This is a genomic window from Roseovarius pelagicus, from assembly GCF_025639885.1.
Lineage (GTDB): Bacteria > Pseudomonadota > Alphaproteobacteria > Rhodobacterales > Rhodobacteraceae > Roseovarius > Roseovarius pelagicus.
Window position 1 is genome coordinate 1,218,942 of record NZ_CP106738.1, and the last position, 18,617, is coordinate 1,237,558.

At 61.4% G+C, this 18,617-nt stretch carries 16 protein-coding genes and 2 pseudogenes; 11 read left to right on the forward strand and 7 right to left on the reverse strand.

The annotated features are described in order from the left end of the window. Positions 1-25: 25 nt before the first annotated feature. The gene (locus N7U68_RS06950) at positions 26-271 is read left to right on the forward strand and encodes a DUF8831 family protein (RefSeq protein ID WP_263048676.1); all 246 of its coding nucleotides are present in this window, start codon (positions 26-28) and stop codon (positions 269-271) included. Between the two features lie 14 nt (positions 272-285). Here N7U68_RS06950 and N7U68_RS06955 read toward each other — a convergent pair whose 3' ends face one another. Further along, positions 286-543 (reverse strand): DUF167 domain-containing protein, encoded by a 258-nt coding sequence (locus tag N7U68_RS06955; RefSeq protein WP_165196990.1) that lies wholly within the window; start codon positions 541-543, stop codon positions 286-288. A 106-nt stretch (positions 544-649) separates the two neighbouring features. On the opposite strand from N7U68_RS06955, the pseudogene N7U68_RS06960 reads away from it, so the two are divergent. Continuing rightward, positions 650-1,229: pseudogene (locus N7U68_RS06960) on the forward strand (nitroreductase family protein). Then, a complete protein-coding gene (locus N7U68_RS06965) occupies positions 1,226-1,945 on the forward strand; it encodes an EI24 domain-containing protein (protein WP_263049125.1) in 720 nt (239 codons plus the stop codon). The pseudogene N7U68_RS06960 and the gene N7U68_RS06965 overlap by 4 nt, the downstream one beginning before the upstream one ends. On the opposite strand, the gene N7U68_RS06970 is transcribed toward N7U68_RS06965, so the two are convergent. Both N7U68_RS06970 and mce read right to left on the reverse strand, forming a co-directional pair. Further along, complete coding sequence (locus N7U68_RS06970; RefSeq protein WP_263048677.1) at positions 1,903-2,193, reverse strand: DUF1467 family protein; 291 nt, start codon at positions 2,191-2,193, stop codon at positions 1,903-1,905. The two genes, N7U68_RS06965 and N7U68_RS06970, sit on opposite strands and share 43 nt — an antisense overlap. Beyond that, complete coding sequence (gene mce / locus N7U68_RS06975) at positions 2,193-2,597, reverse strand: methylmalonyl-CoA epimerase (protein WP_263048678.1); 405 nt, start codon at positions 2,595-2,597, stop codon at positions 2,193-2,195. Before mce ends, N7U68_RS06970 begins: the two co-directional genes overlap by 1 nt. Before the next feature lie 181 nt (positions 2,598-2,778). Between mce and N7U68_RS06980 the strand changes: the two genes are divergently transcribed. The 5 genes from N7U68_RS06980 (at position 2,779) to N7U68_RS07000 (ending at position 7,509) form a co-directional block, all read left to right on the forward strand. Next, positions 2,779-3,495, forward strand: coding sequence for a response regulator (locus tag N7U68_RS06980; RefSeq protein ID WP_263048679.1), 717 nt, complete (start codon positions 2,779-2,781; stop codon positions 3,493-3,495). Between the two features lie 82 nt (positions 3,496-3,577). Beyond that, positions 3,578-4,954, forward strand: coding sequence for a DUF1800 domain-containing protein (locus N7U68_RS06985; protein ID WP_263048680.1), 1,377 nt, complete (start codon positions 3,578-3,580; stop codon positions 4,952-4,954). Positions 4,955-4,970: 16 nt separating this feature from the next. Next, positions 4,971-6,185 carry a DUF1501 domain-containing protein gene (locus N7U68_RS06990; protein ID WP_263048681.1) on the forward strand — a complete coding sequence of 405 codons (1,215 nt, stop codon included), beginning with the start codon at positions 4,971-4,973 and terminating at the stop codon, positions 6,183-6,185. Positions 6,186-6,325: 140 nt separating this feature from the next. After that, positions 6,326-6,973 carry a GNAT family N-acetyltransferase gene (locus N7U68_RS06995; protein WP_263049126.1) on the forward strand — a complete coding sequence of 216 codons (648 nt, stop codon included), beginning with the start codon at positions 6,326-6,328 and terminating at the stop codon, positions 6,971-6,973. Between the two features lie 59 nt (positions 6,974-7,032). Continuing rightward, complete coding sequence (locus tag N7U68_RS07000; RefSeq protein WP_263048682.1) at positions 7,033-7,509, forward strand: hemerythrin domain-containing protein; 477 nt, start codon at positions 7,033-7,035, stop codon at positions 7,507-7,509. A gap of 73 nt (positions 7,510-7,582) precedes the next feature. On the opposite strand, the gene aspS is transcribed toward N7U68_RS07000, so the two are convergent. Further along, positions 7,583-9,361, reverse strand: coding sequence for an aspartate--tRNA ligase (aspS, locus tag N7U68_RS07005; RefSeq protein ID WP_263048683.1), 1,779 nt, complete (start codon positions 9,359-9,361; stop codon positions 7,583-7,585). Between the two features lie 245 nt (positions 9,362-9,606). On the opposite strand from aspS, the gene N7U68_RS07010 reads away from it, so the two are divergent. Further along, entirely contained in the window at positions 9,607-10,836 is a 1,230-nt protein-coding gene (locus N7U68_RS07010) for an SAM-dependent methyltransferase (RefSeq protein ID WP_263048684.1), read from the forward strand. 17 nt (positions 10,837-10,853) lie between these two features. Here the strand turns inward: N7U68_RS07010 and N7U68_RS07015 are convergent, their stop codons facing one another. Then, a complete protein-coding gene (locus tag N7U68_RS07015; protein ID WP_263048685.1) occupies positions 10,854-11,504 on the reverse strand; it encodes an aminotransferase class IV family protein in 651 nt (216 codons plus the stop codon). Then, a pseudogene (locus tag N7U68_RS07020) lies at positions 11,459-12,513 on the reverse strand (aminodeoxychorismate synthase component I). Before N7U68_RS07020 ends, N7U68_RS07015 begins: the two are co-directional and overlap by 46 nt. A gap of 266 nt (positions 12,514-12,779) precedes the next feature. Between N7U68_RS07020 and carB the strand changes: the two are divergent. Both carB and N7U68_RS07030 read left to right on the forward strand, forming a co-directional pair. Then, positions 12,780-16,079: a carbamoyl-phosphate synthase large subunit gene (gene carB / locus N7U68_RS07025; RefSeq protein WP_263048686.1), complete on the forward strand. Its 3,300-nt coding sequence runs from the start codon at positions 12,780-12,782 to the stop codon at positions 16,077-16,079. A 365-nt stretch (positions 16,080-16,444) separates the two neighbouring features. Then, positions 16,445-16,567: a hypothetical protein gene (locus N7U68_RS07030; RefSeq protein ID WP_263048687.1), complete on the forward strand. Its 123-nt coding sequence runs from the start codon at positions 16,445-16,447 to the stop codon at positions 16,565-16,567. 361 nt (positions 16,568-16,928) lie between these two features. On the opposite strand, the gene N7U68_RS07035 is transcribed toward N7U68_RS07030, so the two are convergent. Next, on the reverse strand, positions 16,929-18,614 hold the full coding sequence (locus tag N7U68_RS07035) for an ABC transporter ATP-binding protein (RefSeq protein WP_165196964.1): 1,686 nt from the start codon (positions 18,612-18,614) through the stop codon (positions 16,929-16,931). Between the last annotated feature and the right edge of the window lie 3 nt (positions 18,615-18,617).

Genomic DNA, 18,617 nt, shown 5'->3' on the forward strand with positions numbered 1-18,617 from the left:
CCCGCCAGTCGCGTAGGGTTCCGCCATGTTTTCGATAGAGCACGAGTTCGACTCGACCGTAATCACACTGGTGGACGAAGGCAGCACACCTCTGACCGAGGATGTGGTGATCAACGCGTTCGAGGAATGCATCACCGTCGAGCAATACGATGCCCGTACCGACCAGACTCTGCGCATAACGTTGTCCATCAGTCAGATGCACGATCTGGCGGCGGCGCTGAACCTGCCCGAAGGGGTTTATAGTTTGCAGAAATCGGGTCCAAAATCCTAGTTTAGCCACACCATTCAGGCATTCACACAAAACACCTTGTCGCGTGCCGTTTCACCCCGCAAAAGCGTCAATCGAGATTTTGGCACGCCCAGCGCCTTGGACAACAACTTGGCAATCGCTGCATTCGCCTTGCCATCTGCGGGAACGACCGTGACGTAAACACGCAGCACATCGCCATCTGGAACGATCCGGTTGCGCGCCGCCTTTGGCGTTGCCCGCACAACGATTTGGGCGCCGGGTAGGGCAAGGTGGGACAGATCAGGCAGGCTCATCCACTGACTTTAGCCCAGACTGTCGCATCGCGACACCCACCCGCCTCTTGACCCTGCGCCCATGCGGCCTGACATAGAGGCCAAGTCAAATAAACAAGGTCGCCCCATGCCAGATCCCAATTCGTCCGCCCTCGACTTCCTGCATAGCCGCCGATCGCGCCCGGCCAAGATGCTGGGCCTGCCGATACCGGATCGCGCAGCACTGACGCCAATGTTGACCGCCGCCGCGCGCAGTCCGGATCATGGCAAGCTGGAACCGTGGCGTTTTGTCGTGCTGGAGCGTAATGCGCTGTTACGGTTGGCGACGCTTGTACCCGATTGCGGCGCGCGGTTGGGCCGCGACGCAGCAGAGATCGACAAGGCACAGACGCAATACACTGACGCCCATCTCGCCGTGGCCGTGGTCGAGGTGCAAAAGCCGTCCGAGAAAATCCCCGCAATCGAGCAGAGCTATTCGGCTGGTGCCGTCTGTCTGGCGTTGCTGAACGCGGCGCTTGCCTCTGGCTGGGGGGCCAACTGGCTAAGTGGATGGGCCAGTCACGACCGCAAGTTCTGCACCGATGGTTTTGAACTGGCCGAGAATGAGCGAGATCGCGGGGTTGATCCATATCGGCACTGCGTCATCTACCCCACCAGAGCGGCCGCGCCCCGACATCGACGCGATCACCACATGGGTAACAGAATGATCTTTGCCAGCTTTTACAAAGCATTGGGCCAGTTGAACGACCCGCGTTTCCGTCGTGTGTTCATGCTGGGGATCGTGCTGACGATTGCGCTGCTGGTTGTGGTCTATGCCGCGTTTCTGGGTCTCATCGCATGGCTGGCGGGCGATACCAGCACGCTGCCTTTGATTGGCGAAGTCCGTTGGCTGAATGATCTGCTGGGCTGGAGCAGCCTTTTGCTGATGATTCTGCTGTCGATCTTTCTGATGGTGCCTGTCGCCTCGGCAATCACGTCAATGTTCCTCGAAGAAGTGGCGCAGGCCGTCGAGGACCGGCACTATCCGGCATTGCCACCCGCAACGCCGGTACCGTTCTGGGATGGGCTGCGCGATACGGTTAACTTCCTCGGAGTGCTGATCGGGGCAAATCTGCTGGCAATCTTGGCCTATGTGTTTCTGCCATTCGCCGCGCTCTTTATCTTTTGGGCGCTTAACGGTTATCTGCTGGGGCGGGAGTATTTCCAACTGGCCGCGATGCGCCGGATCGGACGCAAGGCGGCGCGCGATCTACAGCGCCGGTATCGGTTGCGCATCTGGGCGGCTGGCACATTGATGGCGATGCCGCTGACACTGCCTCTGGTGAACCTCGTCATTCCCATTCTGGGGGCCGCGACATTTACCCATTTATTTCATGCGATTCAGTCCGCTGGTGTGAATTCACCCGGCCCGAAGCGTTCGTAAAGGTTGATATCATCCAGCGTGATTGTCCCCGTGATGATGATCCACGCGACGACACTCCAGATCACCACCGCGATAAGCGTACTGATCAGCGCCTTTTTCTTCAGGTTGTGGCGCTCTGGCGATCCCTGATGGGTGCCCGGCACCACGTCGCCCGCTTCGCCCTGCGTTTGCAGGCGAATCGGGATCGCGACGAGAAAGGTCATCGACCAGATCATCACGAACAGCACGATGGCCGAAACCGGCCCCATCAGACTTGCTCCAGCTCGACAAGGCAGCCGTTGAAATCCTTGGGATGCAAGAACAGCACCGGTTTGCCATGCGCACCAATCTTTGGCTCGCCACTGCCCAGCACCCGCGCGCCGGTCGATCGCAGATGGTCGCGCGCCGCCAGAATATCGTCCACCTCATAGCAGATGTGGTGAATACCGCCTGACGGGTTCTTATCCAGAAACCCTTGGATCGGGCTGCCCTCGCCCAGCGGATAGAGCAACTCTATCTTGGTGTTGGGCAACTCGATAAAGATGACCGTAACGCCGTGGTCCGGCTCGTCCTGCGGCGCGCCGACAGTTGCGCCCAATGCGCCGCGATACTGTTCTGCAGCGGCTTCCAAGTCTGGCACAGCGATGGCAACATGGTTCAAACGACCGATCATGGCGGCTCTCCTTTTCGGGCCTTGAGAGTATTCTGGCTGGCGTTATGGGCTGTGCTCCGACCCAAGGCAAGGCGTCAGCACGCCGCGCCTCTATCCGTTCGGGTCCGTTAACCTGCCATTAGCCATCCATACGCAATGCTGTGGGCATCTTGCCACTCAACACCCGCTACAGGAGCCTGCCATGGATGATCTACCCGCCTTGACCGAAACGCTTAGCCCCTCTGCTGCACGCCCCCTGCTGGGCATGACGGTACTGGTGGTCGAGGACAGCCTGTATGCCTGCGACGCGCTGCGGCTGATGTGCCTGCACAGCGGTGCGCGCATCCGCCGCGCCGATTGTCTGCGCTCTGCTCGGCGGCACCTGTCGGTTTACCGGCCTTCTGCAGTGATCATTGATCTGGGCCTGCCGGACGGGTCCGGGCTGGATCTGATTGCAGAACTGGATACCGCGCAGCCGCGCATCGGTTCGATCATCGGAACCAGCGGAATGGACGGGGCCGAGGTCGAGGCGATCAATGCGGGTGCCGACGGGTTTCTTGCCAAACCGCTGCTCAATATCGGGGCCTTCCAACAGGTGATCCTAGCCACGCTGCCCCGCGACAAACAGCCCGGTGGTCCTCGCGCCCTGCGTGATGAGGCCGTGCGCCCCGACCCGCTGGCCTTTCGCGATGACATGATCCATGCGTCGAACCTGCTTGACCTGCACGAAGAAGGGCCAGTGATCGACTATGTGGCCCAGTTTCTGGGCGGTGTCGCACAAGCTGCCGATGATGCGCCACTACTGGATGCCGCGACGGCCCTGACCACACCGCGCAGGGACGCCCCGGCGCGCGGCGCGCGACTGGCGCAGCTGGCCGGGCTGGTGCAGGACCGGCTGGGCAACCGGGCGGCGATGTAACGCCTGACAGCAAATGATGCCGGTGCATTCTGCGTCGGTACGCCCTATATTGTGCTCAGGATGCGCGCAGGAGGGTGCCAAAGTGCCGTTTGATCCGCAACTGGCCGAGATACGCTTTGGCTGCGGTCTGTCGCCACGTCTGACACCACCGGAGTCCGCCGCAGGGATGATGGCCCGGCTGACCCGCCCGGACGATGCGGGGCAGACCTATCCCATTGCGCCGTTCAGCGCGCGCTTGCCACAGCTTGCCGCGCTGCAACGCGCGCGCCGCGACCGGCGCAAGGCCAAGTCCGATGCCGCCCGGCGCGACGCCGAAGAACACTACAAGGATCTGCGCCGGACGCTGCGCACCGATGCCGCACGCTGGACCGGCCACGCATTCCTGCGTCGTGCCCTGACGCGGGACGGGCTGCGCGAACGGCTGACCGCGTTCTGGGCCGATCATTTTACCGCGCGGGGCGTGGGGCAGATCTGGTCCTACGCCCACCTGCCCTATGTCGAGGAGGCGATTCGCCCACATGTGGCGGGACGTTTCGCAGACATGCTGCGCGCCGTGATCACTCAGCCGCTGATGCTGAGCTATCTGGATCAGTACAGGTCCTTTGGCCCCGACAGCCCTGCCGCCAAAGGCAAGCGAGGGCTCAACGAGAACCTCGCGCGTGAACTTCTGGAATTGCATACATTGGGTGCAGATGGCCCATACACCCAAACAGACGTGCGCCAGATGGCAGAGCTGCTGACCGGGCTGACCTTTGACATGAAGCGCGGCTTTGTCTTTCGTGCCGACATGGCTGAACCGGGGCCCGAGACAGTGCTGGGCATCTCCTACGGTGGCCCCGGCGCGACGCTGGACCATATCCATGCTGCATTAGACGATCTGGCCACCCATCCCGCCACAGCGACGCATATCGCGCGCAAACTGGCGGTGCATTTCGTTTCTGACGCACCGACGCCATCGCTGATCCGCGCCCTGACCGCGCGCTATACTGAAACGGGCGGCGACCTGGCGGCTGTGATCGAGGCGCTGCTGGCCCATCCCGACGCGTGGTCGCCCGAGATGCGCAATGTCAAACAACCCGTCGATTTTGTCGGCTCTGCCCTGCGCGCCCTCGATCTGGTGCCGCGTCACCTGCCGCTGGGCAACCTGCGCCGCATGCAAAACATGCTGCTGACACCGATGGCGCTGATGGGGCAGCCGATGGGCGCGCCGCCCGGCCCCGATGGCTGGCCCGAAGATGATGCCGACTGGATCACGCCACAGCGGCTGGCGGCCCGGCTGCAATGGGCGATGAGCGCGCCGTTCCAACTGCGCCGTACCCTGCCCCGCCCCGAGACATTCCTAATCGCTGCCCTTGGCCCCGATGCCCCCGAACCGGTCAAATTCGCCGCGCGCGCGGCCGAGAGCCGCGCCGAAGGCATTGGTATCATTCTGGCCTCACCGGCCTTTCAGCGGTTTTGAAAGAGAGGCAACGCCCATGACCCTCACCCGCAGACAGATGTTGGGCCGCAGCGCCGCCCTTGGCTGTTGCCTTGCGGCAAATCCGTTGGTCACGCCAGTCACATTGGCCAGCGCGCCGTCCGACAACCGTCTCGTGGTGATCATCCTGCGCGGCGGGTTGGATGGTCTGGATATGGTGCAACCACGCGGCGATGCGGATTTTTCCGCGCTGCGCCCCGGAATGCCCAATGCGAAGGATCTAGATGGATTTTTCGCGCTGCATGATGGCCTCAGCCCGCTTTATCCGCTGTGGCAGGAGGGGCAGCTTGGGTTTGCCCATGCGGTGTCGACACCCTATCGCGACCGGCGCAGCCATTTCGACGGGCAGGATATGCTGGAGGCGGGCACCGGCATGGAGGCGATCGGGCACAGCCGCAGCGGCTGGCTCAACCGGGCGCTGGCGCACCTGCCGGGAGCGGACGCCCGCACGGCCTATGCCATCGGGCGCGCCGATATGCTGCTGACGCGCGGGGCGGCCCCGGTGGCCAATTGGGCACCCGATGCGGCCCTCACCCTCAGCAGTCAGGCGGAACTGCTGCTGGAACGGGTGATGCATGACGACCCGCTCTTTCGCGATGCCACGCTGGAGGCCATCGCGCTATCGGCCACAGATCTGGGCAGCACCGCTGACGCAGCCACCAGCGGCGACATGATGAACGCAATGAGCGAAAGCGTGCGCGCCGCGCGCAAGGGCGCGCAGCCGGAGACCATCGCGCGTTTCGCCGCGACTCAATTGCGGGCCGAAACACGCCTCGCAGCGTTTTCGCTGGGCGGCTTTGACACCCATTCACGTCAGGACCGCAGCCTCCTCCGCGCGCTCGGGCCTCTTGCCACAACGATCCTGACCTTGCAGGCCGAACTGGGCGCGGCCATCTGGGAGCGCACCACCATCGTCGCGGTGACCGAATTTGGCCGCACTGCGCGGCTCAATGGTTCTGGCGGGACCGATCATGGCACGGCGGGTGCGATGCTGCTCGCCGGGGGGGCAGTGCGAGGGGGGCGCGTCATCACCGACTGGCCCGGTCTGGCAGAGACCGACCTGTATCAGCGTCGCGATCTGCGTCCGACCCGCGATCTGCGCGCACATCTGGGATGGCTGCTGGCCGGGTTATACGGGCTGAATCGCACGACGCTGGAAACTGAGGTTTTTCCCGGTCTCGACATGGGGGCAGACCCGCGCCTGATCCTGTGACGGATTGGCATTCACCTCGGCGGCACGTGCGGCTATGATCCCATAACGCCCCACATGAAAGGCTCGCAGATGCCCGACCCTACCCCCGCTCCCGCGGCCCGCTCGTGGACGGATGGACGCCGCCGCCCACACCCGGCGACATGGTGCTGGAAGGGCGTTATGCAACATTGGAACCACTGGATGCGGACGCGCATGCGGCGTTGATTTACCGCGCGTTCGACGGGCATGACTGGGTGTGGGACTACATGCCCGCAGGTCCGTTCGCCTCGTCCGCGCAGTTTCATCGCTGGATGCGCGACGCGGTTGCTGATCCCGATTTCAAGTTCTACGCCATCAAGGATCGCGAGACCGGCCGCTTTGGCGGCTTTGCCTCCTATCTGCGGATCAAACCGGCATCCGGCTCGATCGAGGTTGGTTATATCGCCATGGCACCACAGCTACAGCGCACACGGGCCGCGACGGAGACCATGTATCTGATGATGAAATGGGCGTTTCAATCCGGGTATCGGCGCTATGAATGGAAATGCGACGCGCTGAACCGTCCGTCGCGCACCGCCGCCCAGCGCCTTGGCCTCAGCTACGAAGGTGTCTTTCGGCAGGCCACCGTGGTTAAGGGACGCAACCGTGATACCGCGTGGTTCGCGGCCATCGACACCGAGTGGCCCGCGCTGGACGAGGCATTTCGCCTCTGGCTCGATCCGTCAAACTTTGACGCCGACGGGCAACAACGCGAGGCGCTGAGCGATCTGACGCGGCTGGTGCGTGCGGCGGACGATCCCACGCTCTGATCGCGGACGGAACCGCCGACCGGCATGGCGCGTTAGGCTGTCAAACCAAGGAGACAGCCATGATTGATATCTACACCGCCATCCGCAACGACCATGATCAGCACCGCAAGCTTTTGGCCCAGATCGCCGACACATCCGGCGACAGTGCGGAGCGTCAGGAGGCATGGCGGATCTTTTACCACGACGTCAAAAGCCATGCCGCCGCAGAAGAAGAGACGTTCTATTCAAAGCTGATTTCCAAGACATGGGGTCAGGATTCGGCCCGCCATTCGGTGCATGAGCATCAGCAGCTTGACGATATCATGGAAGAGTTGAACGAAATGGATATGAGTTCGAGCGGCTGGCTGAACAGGTTCAAGACGCTGCGGCACGACTATGAGCACCACATCGACGAGGAAGAGGGCGAAGTGTTCAGCCGGGCCAAAGAGGTCATCAGCAAGGACGATATCAAGGGTTATGGTGAGCGTTTCCTGAAGCGCAAGGCCGAAGAACGTTCGCTGATTGACGCCAAGCGCGAGGACAGTTTGGAAGACTAGCGTTGCATGAATGAAAAATGGCCGCGTGGCATTCCGCCCGCGGCCATTGTTATGCCCTACCTTACGCTGGCGATCATTCCTCGCGCGGTAGCACCCGCAAGCCCAGTTCCATCAACTGGTCGCTGGTCGGATCGCTGGGGGCGTCCATCATCAGGTCTTCGGCGCGCTGGTTCATCGGGAACATGATGACTTCGCGGATGTTGGCCACGTCCGCCAGCAGCATCACGATCCGGTCGATCCCCGCCGCACAGCCGCCGTGGGGCGGTGCGCCGTATTGGAAGGCGTTGACCATGCCGCCGAACCGCTTGCGCACTTCGGCCTCGTCATACCCCGCCAGCTCGAACGCCTTGATCATCACGTCCAGCTTGTGATTTCGGATCGCGCCGGAAATCAGTTCGTACCCGTTGCAGGCCAGATCATATTGATAGCCCAGCACATCCAGCGGATCGCCATTCAGCGCCTCCAGACCACCCTGCGGCATCGAGAACGGGTTGTGGCTGAAATCCACGCGCCCGGTTTCCTCGTCCGCTTCGTACATCGGGAAATCAACGATCCATGCAAAGGCAAAACGATCCTCGTCGATCAGCTTTAGCTCGCGCCCGATCTCGGTGCGCGCGCGGCCTGCGACGGCCTCGAACTGCGCAGGTTTACCACCAAGGAAGAATGCGGCATCGCCAATATCAAGCCCAAGTTGCTGGCGGATCGCTTCGGTCCGCTCTGGTCCGATGTTCTTGGCCAGCGGGCCAGCCGCTTCCATCCCTTCGCCCTGATCGCGCCAAAAGATATACCCCATCCCCGGCAGGCCTTCTTTCTGGGCGAATGCGTTCATCCGGTCGCAGAACTTGCGTGATCCGCCACCCGGTGCGGGAATGGCGCGAATTTCGGTGCCTTCCTGCTCCAGCAGCTTGGCGAAGATGGCAAAGCCGGAGCCGGAGAAATGCTCGGATACGCGCTGCATTTTAATCGGGTTGCGCAGGTCGGGCTTGTCGGTGCCGTACCACAGCGCGGCATCCTTGTAGCTGATCTGCTCCCATGTCTGGTCGACCTTGCGACCTTTGCCGAACTCTTCGAACACGCCGCCGATCACCGGCTGGATCGTGTCGAACACATCCTGCTGCTCGACAAAGCTCATTTCCATGTCGAGCTGATAGAAATCGGTGGGCGAACGGTCGGCGCGTGGGTCCTCGTCCCGGAAACACGGCGCAATCTGGAAATATTTGTCGAACCCGCTGACCATGATCAGCTGTTTGAACTGTTGTGGTGCTTGCGGCAGGGCGTAGAACTTGCCGGGGTGCAGGCGCGACGGCACCAGAAAGTCGCGCGCGCCTTCGGGCGACGATGCGGTGATGATCGGTGTCTGGTATTCGCGGAATTTGACATCCCACATGCGCCGCCGGATCGAGGCCACGACATCGCTGCGCAGCGTCATGTTCTGCTGCATCGCTTCACGGCGCAGATCCAGATAGCGATAGCGCAGGCGGGTTTCCTCTGGGTACTCCTGATCGCCGAACACGATCAGGGGCAGTTCCTTGGCCGCGCCCAAAACCTCTACGTCGCGGGCGTAAACTTCGATCTCGCCGGTGGACAGCTTGGGATTCACGAGGCTTTCGTCGCGCGCTTTCACCGTGCCGTCGATGCGCACGCACCATTCGCTGCGTAGTTTTTCGACGTCGGCAAAGACCGGGCTATCGGGATCGCACAGCACCTGCGTGATACCGTAGTGATCGCGCAGATCGACAAAAAGAACACCGCCGTGATCGCGGATACGGTGGACCCAGCCGCTGAGGCGAACGCTGTCGCCCACGTTGGATTTAGTCAGATCGGCGCAGGTATGGCTGCGAAATGGATGCATGTCGGTCCTCTGGGGCTATGCCGGACAAGACGCCGCAATTCGGCGCCCAAGGGTTCGGGCCGATACACCTTGCCAACGCGGCAAAGTCAAGGGGCACGCCCTCAGGCGGAACCAAAGCAATGGCAAAAGCGTTTACAGTTGCGTCATTTTGCGCAAAACTCTGGTCGCTGTGCGGCCATGTACAGCCATCGCATCTACCTGAAGGGGGCGCCCGCAAGGCGCGCATTTGAATGGGAGAGTGAAATATGTGGGACAAAATCCTGCACCGTTTCCTGACGCATCTGATCCGCCAGGGCCGTCTGACTGTCACTTATCCGGACGGAACCAACCACAGTTATGGTGGCATTGAACCGGGGCCGGAGGCCACGATCTCATTGCATGATCCGACCCTGCCCAGACGCATCGTCATGTCGCCTGATCTCGCCGTGGGCGAGGCCTATGTCGACGGTCGGCTGAGCATTGAGAATGATGATCTATACGCGTTTCTCGGCGTCGCCATCGGCAATGTCGCGGCACAGGGGCAACCCTGGTTTCGCCGTCCGTTAGAGGCAGCACGGCATCTGGGTCGCTGGGCGGCACAGTTCAACCCTGCCTCGCGCGCCCGTGCAAATGTGGCGCACCATTATGATCTTTCCGGCGCGCTCTATGATCTCTTTCTCGATACAGACCGGCAATATTCCTGCGCCTATTTTTCCGAACCGGGGATGAGTCTGGAAGAAGCTCAGGAGGCAAAGAAGCACCACATCGCGGCCAAGCTGCTGCTCAGGCCGGGAATGCGCGTGCTGGATATCGGCTGTGGTTGGGGCGGCATGGGGCTGACGCTGGCACGTGACTACGGTGCAGAGGTGCTGGGCGTCACCCTATCGCAAGAACAATACCGGATCGCGAATGACCGCGCCCGCGCGGAGGGTTTGGCGGATCGCGCACGGTTCGAACTGATGGATTACCGTGCGCTGACAGGTCAGTTTGACCGGATCGTGTCGGTCGGCATGTTCGAGCATGTCGGTGTGCCACATTACCGCGAGTATTTTGACAAGGTCCGCGCCCGCCTCGCCCCGCGTGGTATTGCGCTGATCCACACCATTGGGCGCGCCCGCCCACCGGGCAGCACCAGCCCGTGGATTGCCAAATACATCTTTCCCGGCGGCTATGTCCCGGCCCTGTCAGAAATGACGCGCGCGGTAGAAAACGCGGGGCTGATGCCCACGGATGTCGAAATCTGGCGGCTGCATTACGCCGAAACCCTGCGCCACTGGCATGACCGGTTCATGGCCAATGTGGATGCCGCACGCGCACTGTATGACGAACAGTTCTGTCGGATGTGGCGCTATTACCTCATCGCGTCAGAGCTGACATTCCGGTTGAACCGGCAGGTGGTCTTTCAGATGCAGTTGTCGCCAGTACAGGATGCAGTGCCCCTGACGCGCGATTATCTCTATCAAGGCAGCCAGACACGGCGGCAGGCGGCGGAATAACGTACCGTAAGCCGACGCTAGCCGGGCATTTCCACCAGTTCTGCGCGGATCAATCCGCGCAGGGCATTGCCGACATAGACTTCATCTGCTGCACGCAGATCGTTCATGTCTAGTCGACCGGGCTTGGCGCGGCCTTGTCCGATCAGCACTTCGCGCCCGATCCCCGGCAGGCACCCGCAGGCGCGCGGCGGGGTCCGCAGCACGCCGTCCTTCGCCACATAAACATTGGTAATCGTCCCCTCGCAGAGCGCGCCGCCGGTATTGAGAAACAGCCACTCGTCCGTGCCTTCGGGCAGTGACGCGCGCGCCGCGTCATATAGCGTGCGCCGTGTGGTTTTCAGCGCCAGCCACGGATCACTGGACCGCAGCCTTTCGGTATGCACCGCCACGCGCCAGATCGTTTCCGGGGCCAGCGGCGTGAACATCGTCTGCGCTATCTCGACTGTGCCTTTGACATCGACCGTCAGCCGCACCCGTTGCGGCCCTTCCCCGCGCAGCGCATCCAGCGCCGCGTTAACGTCGCGCGGCATAATCCCCAGCGCCCGCGCAGTGCGTTCCAGACGCCGCAGGTGCCGCGCGCGGTGGCGAACGCCTTCGTCGGGCGTCCACAGCATGGTCTCGATCAGGCGAAAGCCGGGATCAGCGGGCGGGCAAAGCGTGTCTTCCACAGCGCCTCCTCATACTCGGCCTTGGCGGTACTGTCATAGACCACGCCACCGCCGACATTCAGGGTTGCCGCCCCATTCTCCAGCAGCAGCGTGCGGATTGCCACGTTGAACTCGGCCCGTCCGTCTGGTGCGGCCCAGCCGATGCTGCCGCAATAGATATCGCGTGGTGCATCTTCCAGATCGCGCAGCACCTGCATTGCGCGCACCTTGGGCGCGCCGGTGATCGACCCGCAAGGAAACAGCGCCGCTAGAATATCTGACAGCCCGGTACACGCCACCATCTGTCCGGTGATACGCGACGTCATCTGGTGGACTGTGGCGTAACTCTCGATCGTGAACAACTCGGGCACGCGCACGCTACCCGGCATGCAGATGCGCGACAGGTCATTGCGCAGCAAATCAACGATCATCAGGTTCTCGGCGCGGTTTTTCTCGTCGCTTTGCAGGAAATCACGCCGCCGGGCATCCTCTGCCGGGTCAGCACTGCGCGGTTGCGTGCCCTTCATCGGACGTGTCTCGATTTGGCCATCTGCGCCAGTGCGAAAAAAAGCTCGGGCGACCGGGACAGAATCGCGCGCGTGCCCTCCTCGACCAACGCGCCATAGCGGACCGGCTGTGCGTCACAAAGCGCGCGATACAACGCACCGGCGCTGCCGCGCGCCTGCATCCGCAGCGGAAATGTCAGATTGGCCTGATAGAAATCGCCCGCGCAAATATAGTCATGCGCCCGGTCAAAAGTGCGCTCATAGCGCGCCGCATCCCAATCCGGGTGCATATCCTCCAGCGTGGCGGCCCCCTGCGGCAGCACCGATGCAACCTGCGGGTGTTCATAGACCCCGAAAGAGATCAGTGGCACCCGGCGTTTGCATGGCATCAGCGGTGCCAAGCGTGGCTCCAGCGCGTAGCCCAGCTCGTAGCTGGCATAGCCTGCCAGCCACATCCCCTCCGCCCGCGCGCCATCCAATGCGGCCAGCGCGCCGGGCACATCCTCCGGCGTTTCGGCCACGATCCGGTCCCGCGCCTGCCCAAACTGACACGGCGTACCCTCCGGTCCATGATCAAAGCAGAATCTGCAAAATGCGCCCCCGTGGCTGGTTCATCGTCTACCTAAGTCCTGTCCGGCCTGAAAAACAGGTGCAAATGCGACGTCACGGCGTTCATTCCGCCTTAACCCTTGCGCCGGGACGCCTCATAGCTATAACGCGGACAATTTGCCGATGAACCGCTCTGCTGCCCGCATTTTGCGGCGCTGATCTGCTGACCAGAGGACACGACATGCCCAAAAGAGACGACATATCCTCCATTATGATCATTGGCGCGGGGCCGATCATCATCGGACAGGCATGCGAGTTCGACTATTCCGGCGCTCAGGCCTGCAAGGCACTGCGCGAGGAAGGCTACCGTGTCATTCTGGTTAACTCGAACCCGGCCACGATCATGACGGACCCTGAATTGGCCGATGCCACGTATATCGAGCCGATCACCCCAGAAATGGTCGCACGGATCATCGAAAAGGAACGTCCCGACGCATTGCTACCAACGATGGGCGGACAGACCGGCCTGAACACCGCGCTGGCGGTGGCCGACATGGGCGTGCTGGAAAAGTTCGGCGTCGAGTTGATCGGCGCGAATCGCGAAGCGATCGAGATGGCCGAAGACCGCAAGCTGTTCCGCGAGGCAATGGACCGGCTGGGCATCGAAAACCCCAAGGCCGTCATCGCCAACAACATGGACGAATGCATGGCCGCGCTCGAACATGTCGGCCTGCCTGCGATCATCCGTCCTGCCTTTACCCTTGGCGGAACTGGCGGGGGCGTCGCCTATAATCGGGACGATTACGAACATTACTGCAAAACCGGCCTAGACGCATCGCCCGTCGACCAAATTCTGATCGACGAGAGCCTGCTGGGCTGGAAAGAGTTCGAGATGGAAGTCGTGCGGGACAAGGCCGACAACGCCATCATTGTCTGCGCGATCGAAAACGTCGATCCGATGGGCGTGCATACCGGTGACAGCATCACCGTGGCCCCGGCCCTGACACTGACGGACAAGGAATACCAGATCATGCGCAACGGCAGCATTGCCGTGCTGCGCGAGATCGGCGTCGAGACCGGCGGATCAAACGTACAATGGGCGATTAACCCGGCAGACGGTCGCATGGTGGTGATCGAAATGAACCCGCGCGTCAGCCGCTCGTCTGCATTGGCGTCCAAGGCGACCGGTTTCCCGATTGCCAAGATCGCCGCCAAGCTGGCTGTCGGCTATACGCTGGACGAGTTGGACAACGACATCACCAAGGTCACGCCGGCCAGCTTTGAGCCGACCATCGATTATGTTGTGACCAAAATCCCGCGGTTCGCGTTCGAGAAATTCCCCGGCTCCAAGCCGCACCTGACCACCGCGATGAAATCCGTGGGCGAGGCGATGGCGATTGGCCGCACCATCCACGAGTCGCTGCAAAAGGCACTGGCCTCGATGGAGACCGGCCTGACCGGCTTTGACGAGATCGCCATCGAGGGTGCGCCGGACCCTGCCGCCATCACCCGCGCCCTCAGCCAGCAAACACCAGACCGCATCCGTGTGATCGCGCAGGCGATGCGTCACGGCCTGAGCGATGACGCGATCCATGCCGTGACCATGTATGATCCGTGGTTTCTGGCCCGTATCCGCGAAATCATCGACACAGAGGCCGACGTGCGCGACGCGGGCCTGCCCACGGATGAGGCCGGGTTGCGCAAGCTCAAAATGATGGGCTTTACCGATGCGCGCCTTGCCCGTCTGACCGACCAGACCGAGGCCGACGTGCGCGCCGCCCGTCGCGGTGCGGGCGTACACGCCGTGTTTAAACGTATCGACACCTGCGCCGCAGAGTTCGAAGCCCAGACACCCTATATGTATTCTACCTACGAAGCCCCGATGATGGGTGAGGTCGAATGCGAAGCCCGCCCCACGGACCGCAAGAAAGTGGTCATTCTGGGCGGCGGCCCGAACCGGATCGGTCAGGGGATCGAGTTCGATTACTGTTGCTGCCACGCCTGCTATGCGCTGACCGGTGCGGGTTATGAGACGATCATGATCAACTGTAACCCCGAGACGGTCAGCACTGACTATGACACCTCTGACCGGCTTTATTTCGAGCCGCTCACGTTTGAACACGTCATGGAAATCCTGCGCGTCGAGCAGGAAAACGGCACGCTCCACGGCGTCATCGTCCAGTTCGGCGGGCAAACCCCGCTCAAGATCGCTGGCGCGCTGGAGGCAGAGGGCATTCCGATCCTTGGCACGTCGCCCGATGCCATTGATCTGGCCGAAGACCGCGAGCGGTTCCAGCAACTGGTGCAGAAGCTGGAACTGAAACAGCCACGCAACGGCATTGCCTCGACCGACGCCGAGGCGCTGGCCATTGCCGACGAAATCGGCTTTCCACTGGTGATCCGCCCCTCCTACGTGCTCGGCGGCCGCGCAATGGAGATCGTGCGCGACATGGCCCATCTGGAACGCTACATCGCCGAGGCGGTCGTCGTGTCGGGTGACAGCCCCGTTCTGCTGGACGGTTATTTGGCCGGTGCCATCGAATGTGACGTCGACGCACTCTGTGACGGGACCAACGTCCATGTGACAGGCATCATGCAGCATATCGAAGAAGCGGGCGTGCATTCCGGCGACAGCGCCTGTTCGATCCCGCCCTACTCACTGCCCCGCCCCATCATCGATGAGATTGAGCGTCAGACCGAAGCACTGGCAAAAGCGTTGCATGTCGTCGGCTTGATGAATGTGCAGTTCGCGGTCAAAGGTGATGATATCTACCTGATCGAAGTCAACCCGCGCGCCAGCCGCACCGTGCCCTTTGTGGCCAAGGCGACCGATAGCGCCATCGCCTCAATCGCGGCCCGCCTGATGGCCGGTGAACCCCTCAGCGCGTTCCCGCATCGCGGTGCCTACCCGTCCGATACCAAACCCGGTACATTGCCGATGGCCGACCAGATGACGCTGGCCGATTACCGGATGCCGTGGTTCTCGGTCAAAGAGGCGGTGCTGCCCTTCGCCCGCTTTCCCGGCGTCGATACCATCCTCGGCCCTGAAATGCGCTCGACCGGCGAAGTGATGGGCTGGGATGTCAGCTTTGCCCGCGCGTTTCTCAAGGCGCAGATGGGCGCTGGCGTCACCCTGCCGACCGAGGGCAAAGTGTTCTTTTCGATCAAGAACGAGGACAAGACACCGCAACTTATCGAGACGGCGCGCATCCTTACCGATCTGGGTTTCTCCATCGTCGCCACACGCGGCACCGGGGCGTTTCTGACAGAGGCCGGGCTGACCTGCGAGATCGTCAACAAGGTCTACGAAGGCCGACCCAATGTGGTGGATATGCTGAAAGATGGCCAAATCGCGCTGGTGATGAACACGACCGAGAACGCGATGGCAGTCGAGGACAGTCGCGAAATCCGCTCGGTCGCGCTCTATGATCGCATCCCTTACTTTACCACGGCCGCCGCCGCCCACGCCACCGCACTGGCCATTCAGGCTCGCGAAGAGGGCGATCTACAAGTGATGCCGTTGCAAGGGGTCGCCGGGTAATCGGCGCGGCGCACGGGTCGTGATCGGCGTAGGCCGGGCTTCAGCCCGGCACGCGTACACCGTCATACAGTGTCGCGGGTCAGCCGAGACCGGCTGAGGAGCTATAATTGTGACCTTTTTGCCCCTGCAGTTGTGTCGACGCTTTGACTGGGGCCAGCCCACACATTCTTCAGGTTGGATTTTATCACTATATATCTGAAGGTTACAGACGATCGCAATAGATATGCGCCGTCCACCCATCAGACATGCACCCATTGCATAAATTTTCGTGATTTTAAGATTGCAAGATGGGGAAAACTCACTAGATGGGGATCAAGGGCTTATTTTGAGTCTACTCACGCTAGCACCAAACCAAGGAGGCAAACATGACCCGAGACGAGATGAATCGCGAACTTCGCATGCATAGTGCCACCTTCCCCGCAGTGCTGGTCGTTTATGGCATTCTGGTTGGAACCCTTGTCCTGTCGGCAATGGCGATCACCGCCTGATCTGACACGAAAACCCGGGGTCGCGCACCCCGCTTTTGGACATGACGGACACCGCGGCGATGGGCTGATTTCCATGCGCCGCTTTCCCATTTTGATCTGGCCGGGGCACAGCCCCTCCCCTTCCCCAAGGATCCCGCCATGACACGAGAAGAACTAAACCGCGAACTGCGAGCGCACAGCGCATCATTTCCCGCCGTATTGATCGTTTATGCGGTCATCGTGGCGACGATGGTGGTTTCTGCGATGGCCATTATCTGAGCCACGCAGACTGAAATGTAGCAAAAAGGCGGCGAAGAGGTATTCCTCTGCGCCGCCAAAATCTTTGAGCATCGCCCCGGTGAAACGGGGCGCTAACCCTTTATTAAGTCACTATTTTCTTGTCCTTTGGGTCGATATTGGCCGCAGCCGCATCGCCCAGATTATCAATGCCGCGCTCTTCTAGCAGCGTCGTCAGCCAGTTCGGGTCCATCTCGGGGACCGAGCTCAGCAGCAGGTCGGTGTAGGGGTGGTGTGGCGGTTTGAACATGTCGTCCTTCGGCCCTTGCTCTACCACTTTACCATGCTGCATCACGATCACTTCGTCGGCGATGGAACGTACTGTCGCCAGATCGTGAGTGATGAACATATACGCTAGGTTCAGCTCGTTCTGGAGCCGGTCGAGCAGCCGCAGGATACCTTCGGCCACCAGTTGGTCCAGCGCCGATGTGACCTCATCACAGACGATGAATGTCGGCTCGGCAGCCAAGGCCCGTGCGATCCCGATCCGTTGTTTTTGCCCACCCGACAGTTCCGGCGGATAGCGGTTGTAGTACTTTGAGGGATCAAGCTCGATCAGGTCCAGCAACTCATCAACCCGTGCCTTCAGCGCAGCGCCCTTCAGCCCGGAATAGAATTGTGCCGGGCGACCGATGATCTCGCTGATTCGCACCTTTGGGTTCAGCGCGGTATCGGCCATCTGATAAATCATCTGGCATTGGCGCAGTTGCTCTTTGTTGCGTTGCCGATAATCAGGCGGGAACGGCGTGCCCTTGAACAGCACTTCGCCCTTTTGCGGTGGCAACAGGCCCGTAATCACCCGTGCCGTGGTCGATTTACCCGAACCGGATTCACCCACCACCGCAACCGTCATTCCCTCGTAGATGTCAAAGCTGACGTCATCGAGGATCTTGGGCCCAGAGGCGTAGGCCGCATCAACGTTCTTGACCGAAATCAGCGGCGTCGCATCCTTTGGCCGGAACCGTTGCGGGCTCTCAAAACTGCGCACTGCCCAGAGCGACTTGGTATAGTCCTCCTTGGGGTTGCTCAGCATCTCCTCGGTCGGTGCTTCCTCGACTTCGTTACCCTTCAGCAGCACCTTGATCGTGTCGGCCATCTGCGCCACCACGGCCAAGTCATGCGTGATGTAGAGCGCGGCAGTGTTGAACTGCTCCACAATATCCCGGATCGCGGCCAGAACCTCGATCTGGGTGGTCACATCCAGCGCAGTGGTCGGCTCATCAAAAATGATGAGGTCCGGCCGACACGACATGGCCATCGCGGTCATTGCCCGCTGTAGCTGCCCACCCGACACTTGGTGCGGATAGCGGAACCCGATCTCTTGGGGGTTCGGCAAACGCAGCCGCTCGTAGAGGTCCATCGCGTCCTCTTGCGCTTCCATCCGCTTCTTCAGGCGGTACTGAAGCGGCGCTTCGGTGTGCTGATCAATAATCTTGTGCGCCGGGTTGAACGAGGCTGCCGCTGATTGCGCCACATAGGCAATACGGTGGCCCCGCAGGGCGCGCCGTTCGCTTTCTGTGGCGGTGGTCAGTTCCATCCCGTCGAACTCGATCGAGCTGTCCTCGGTGATGCGCGTACCATCGCGGGCATAGCCCATGGCGGCCGCACCGATGGTCGATTTACCTGCACCGGATTCCCCGATTAGGCCCATCACCTCGCCGCGATGGAGGGTCAGATCGACACCTTTGATGATGTCGACCCATGTTTCATCCGAATAACCCTGAATTTTCAGGTTCCGGATTTTCAGAAGAACGTCTCTTTCACTAGCCATTCT

Coding starts and splice junctions, on each gene's coding strand:
- N7U68_RS07035 (WP_165196964.1), bottom strand. CDS start 18,614: ATGGCTAGTGAAAGAGACGTTCTTCTGAAAATCCGGAACCTGAAAATT.
- mce (WP_263048678.1), bottom strand. CDS start 2,597: ATGATCGGTCGTTTGAACCATGTTGCCATCGCTGTGCCAGACTTGGAA.
- N7U68_RS06950 (WP_263048676.1), top strand. CDS start 26: ATGTTTTCGATAGAGCACGAGTTCGACTCGACCGTAATCACACTGGTG.
- N7U68_RS06995 (WP_263049126.1), top strand. CDS start 6,326: ATGGTGCTGGAAGGGCGTTATGCAACATTGGAACCACTGGATGCGGAC.
- N7U68_RS07030 (WP_263048687.1), top strand. CDS start 16,445: ATGACCCGAGACGAGATGAATCGCGAACTTCGCATGCATAGTGCCACC.
- N7U68_RS07000 (WP_263048682.1), top strand. CDS start 7,033: ATGATTGATATCTACACCGCCATCCGCAACGACCATGATCAGCACCGC.
- N7U68_RS06965 (WP_263049125.1), top strand. CDS start 1,226: ATGATCTTTGCCAGCTTTTACAAAGCATTGGGCCAGTTGAACGACCCG.
- aspS (WP_263048683.1), bottom strand. CDS start 9,361: ATGCATCCATTTCGCAGCCATACCTGCGCCGATCTGACTAAATCCAAC.
- carB (WP_263048686.1), top strand. CDS start 12,780: ATGCCCAAAAGAGACGACATATCCTCCATTATGATCATTGGCGCGGGG.
- N7U68_RS06970 (WP_263048677.1), bottom strand. CDS start 2,193: ATGGGGCCGGTTTCGGCCATCGTGCTGTTCGTGATGATCTGGTCGATG.
- N7U68_RS06980 (WP_263048679.1), top strand. CDS start 2,779: ATGGATGATCTACCCGCCTTGACCGAAACGCTTAGCCCCTCTGCTGCA.
- N7U68_RS07010 (WP_263048684.1), top strand. CDS start 9,607: ATGTGGGACAAAATCCTGCACCGTTTCCTGACGCATCTGATCCGCCAG.
- N7U68_RS06990 (WP_263048681.1), top strand. CDS start 4,971: ATGACCCTCACCCGCAGACAGATGTTGGGCCGCAGCGCCGCCCTTGGC.
- N7U68_RS06955 (WP_165196990.1), bottom strand. CDS start 543: ATGAGCCTGCCTGATCTGTCCCACCTTGCCCTACCCGGCGCCCAAATC.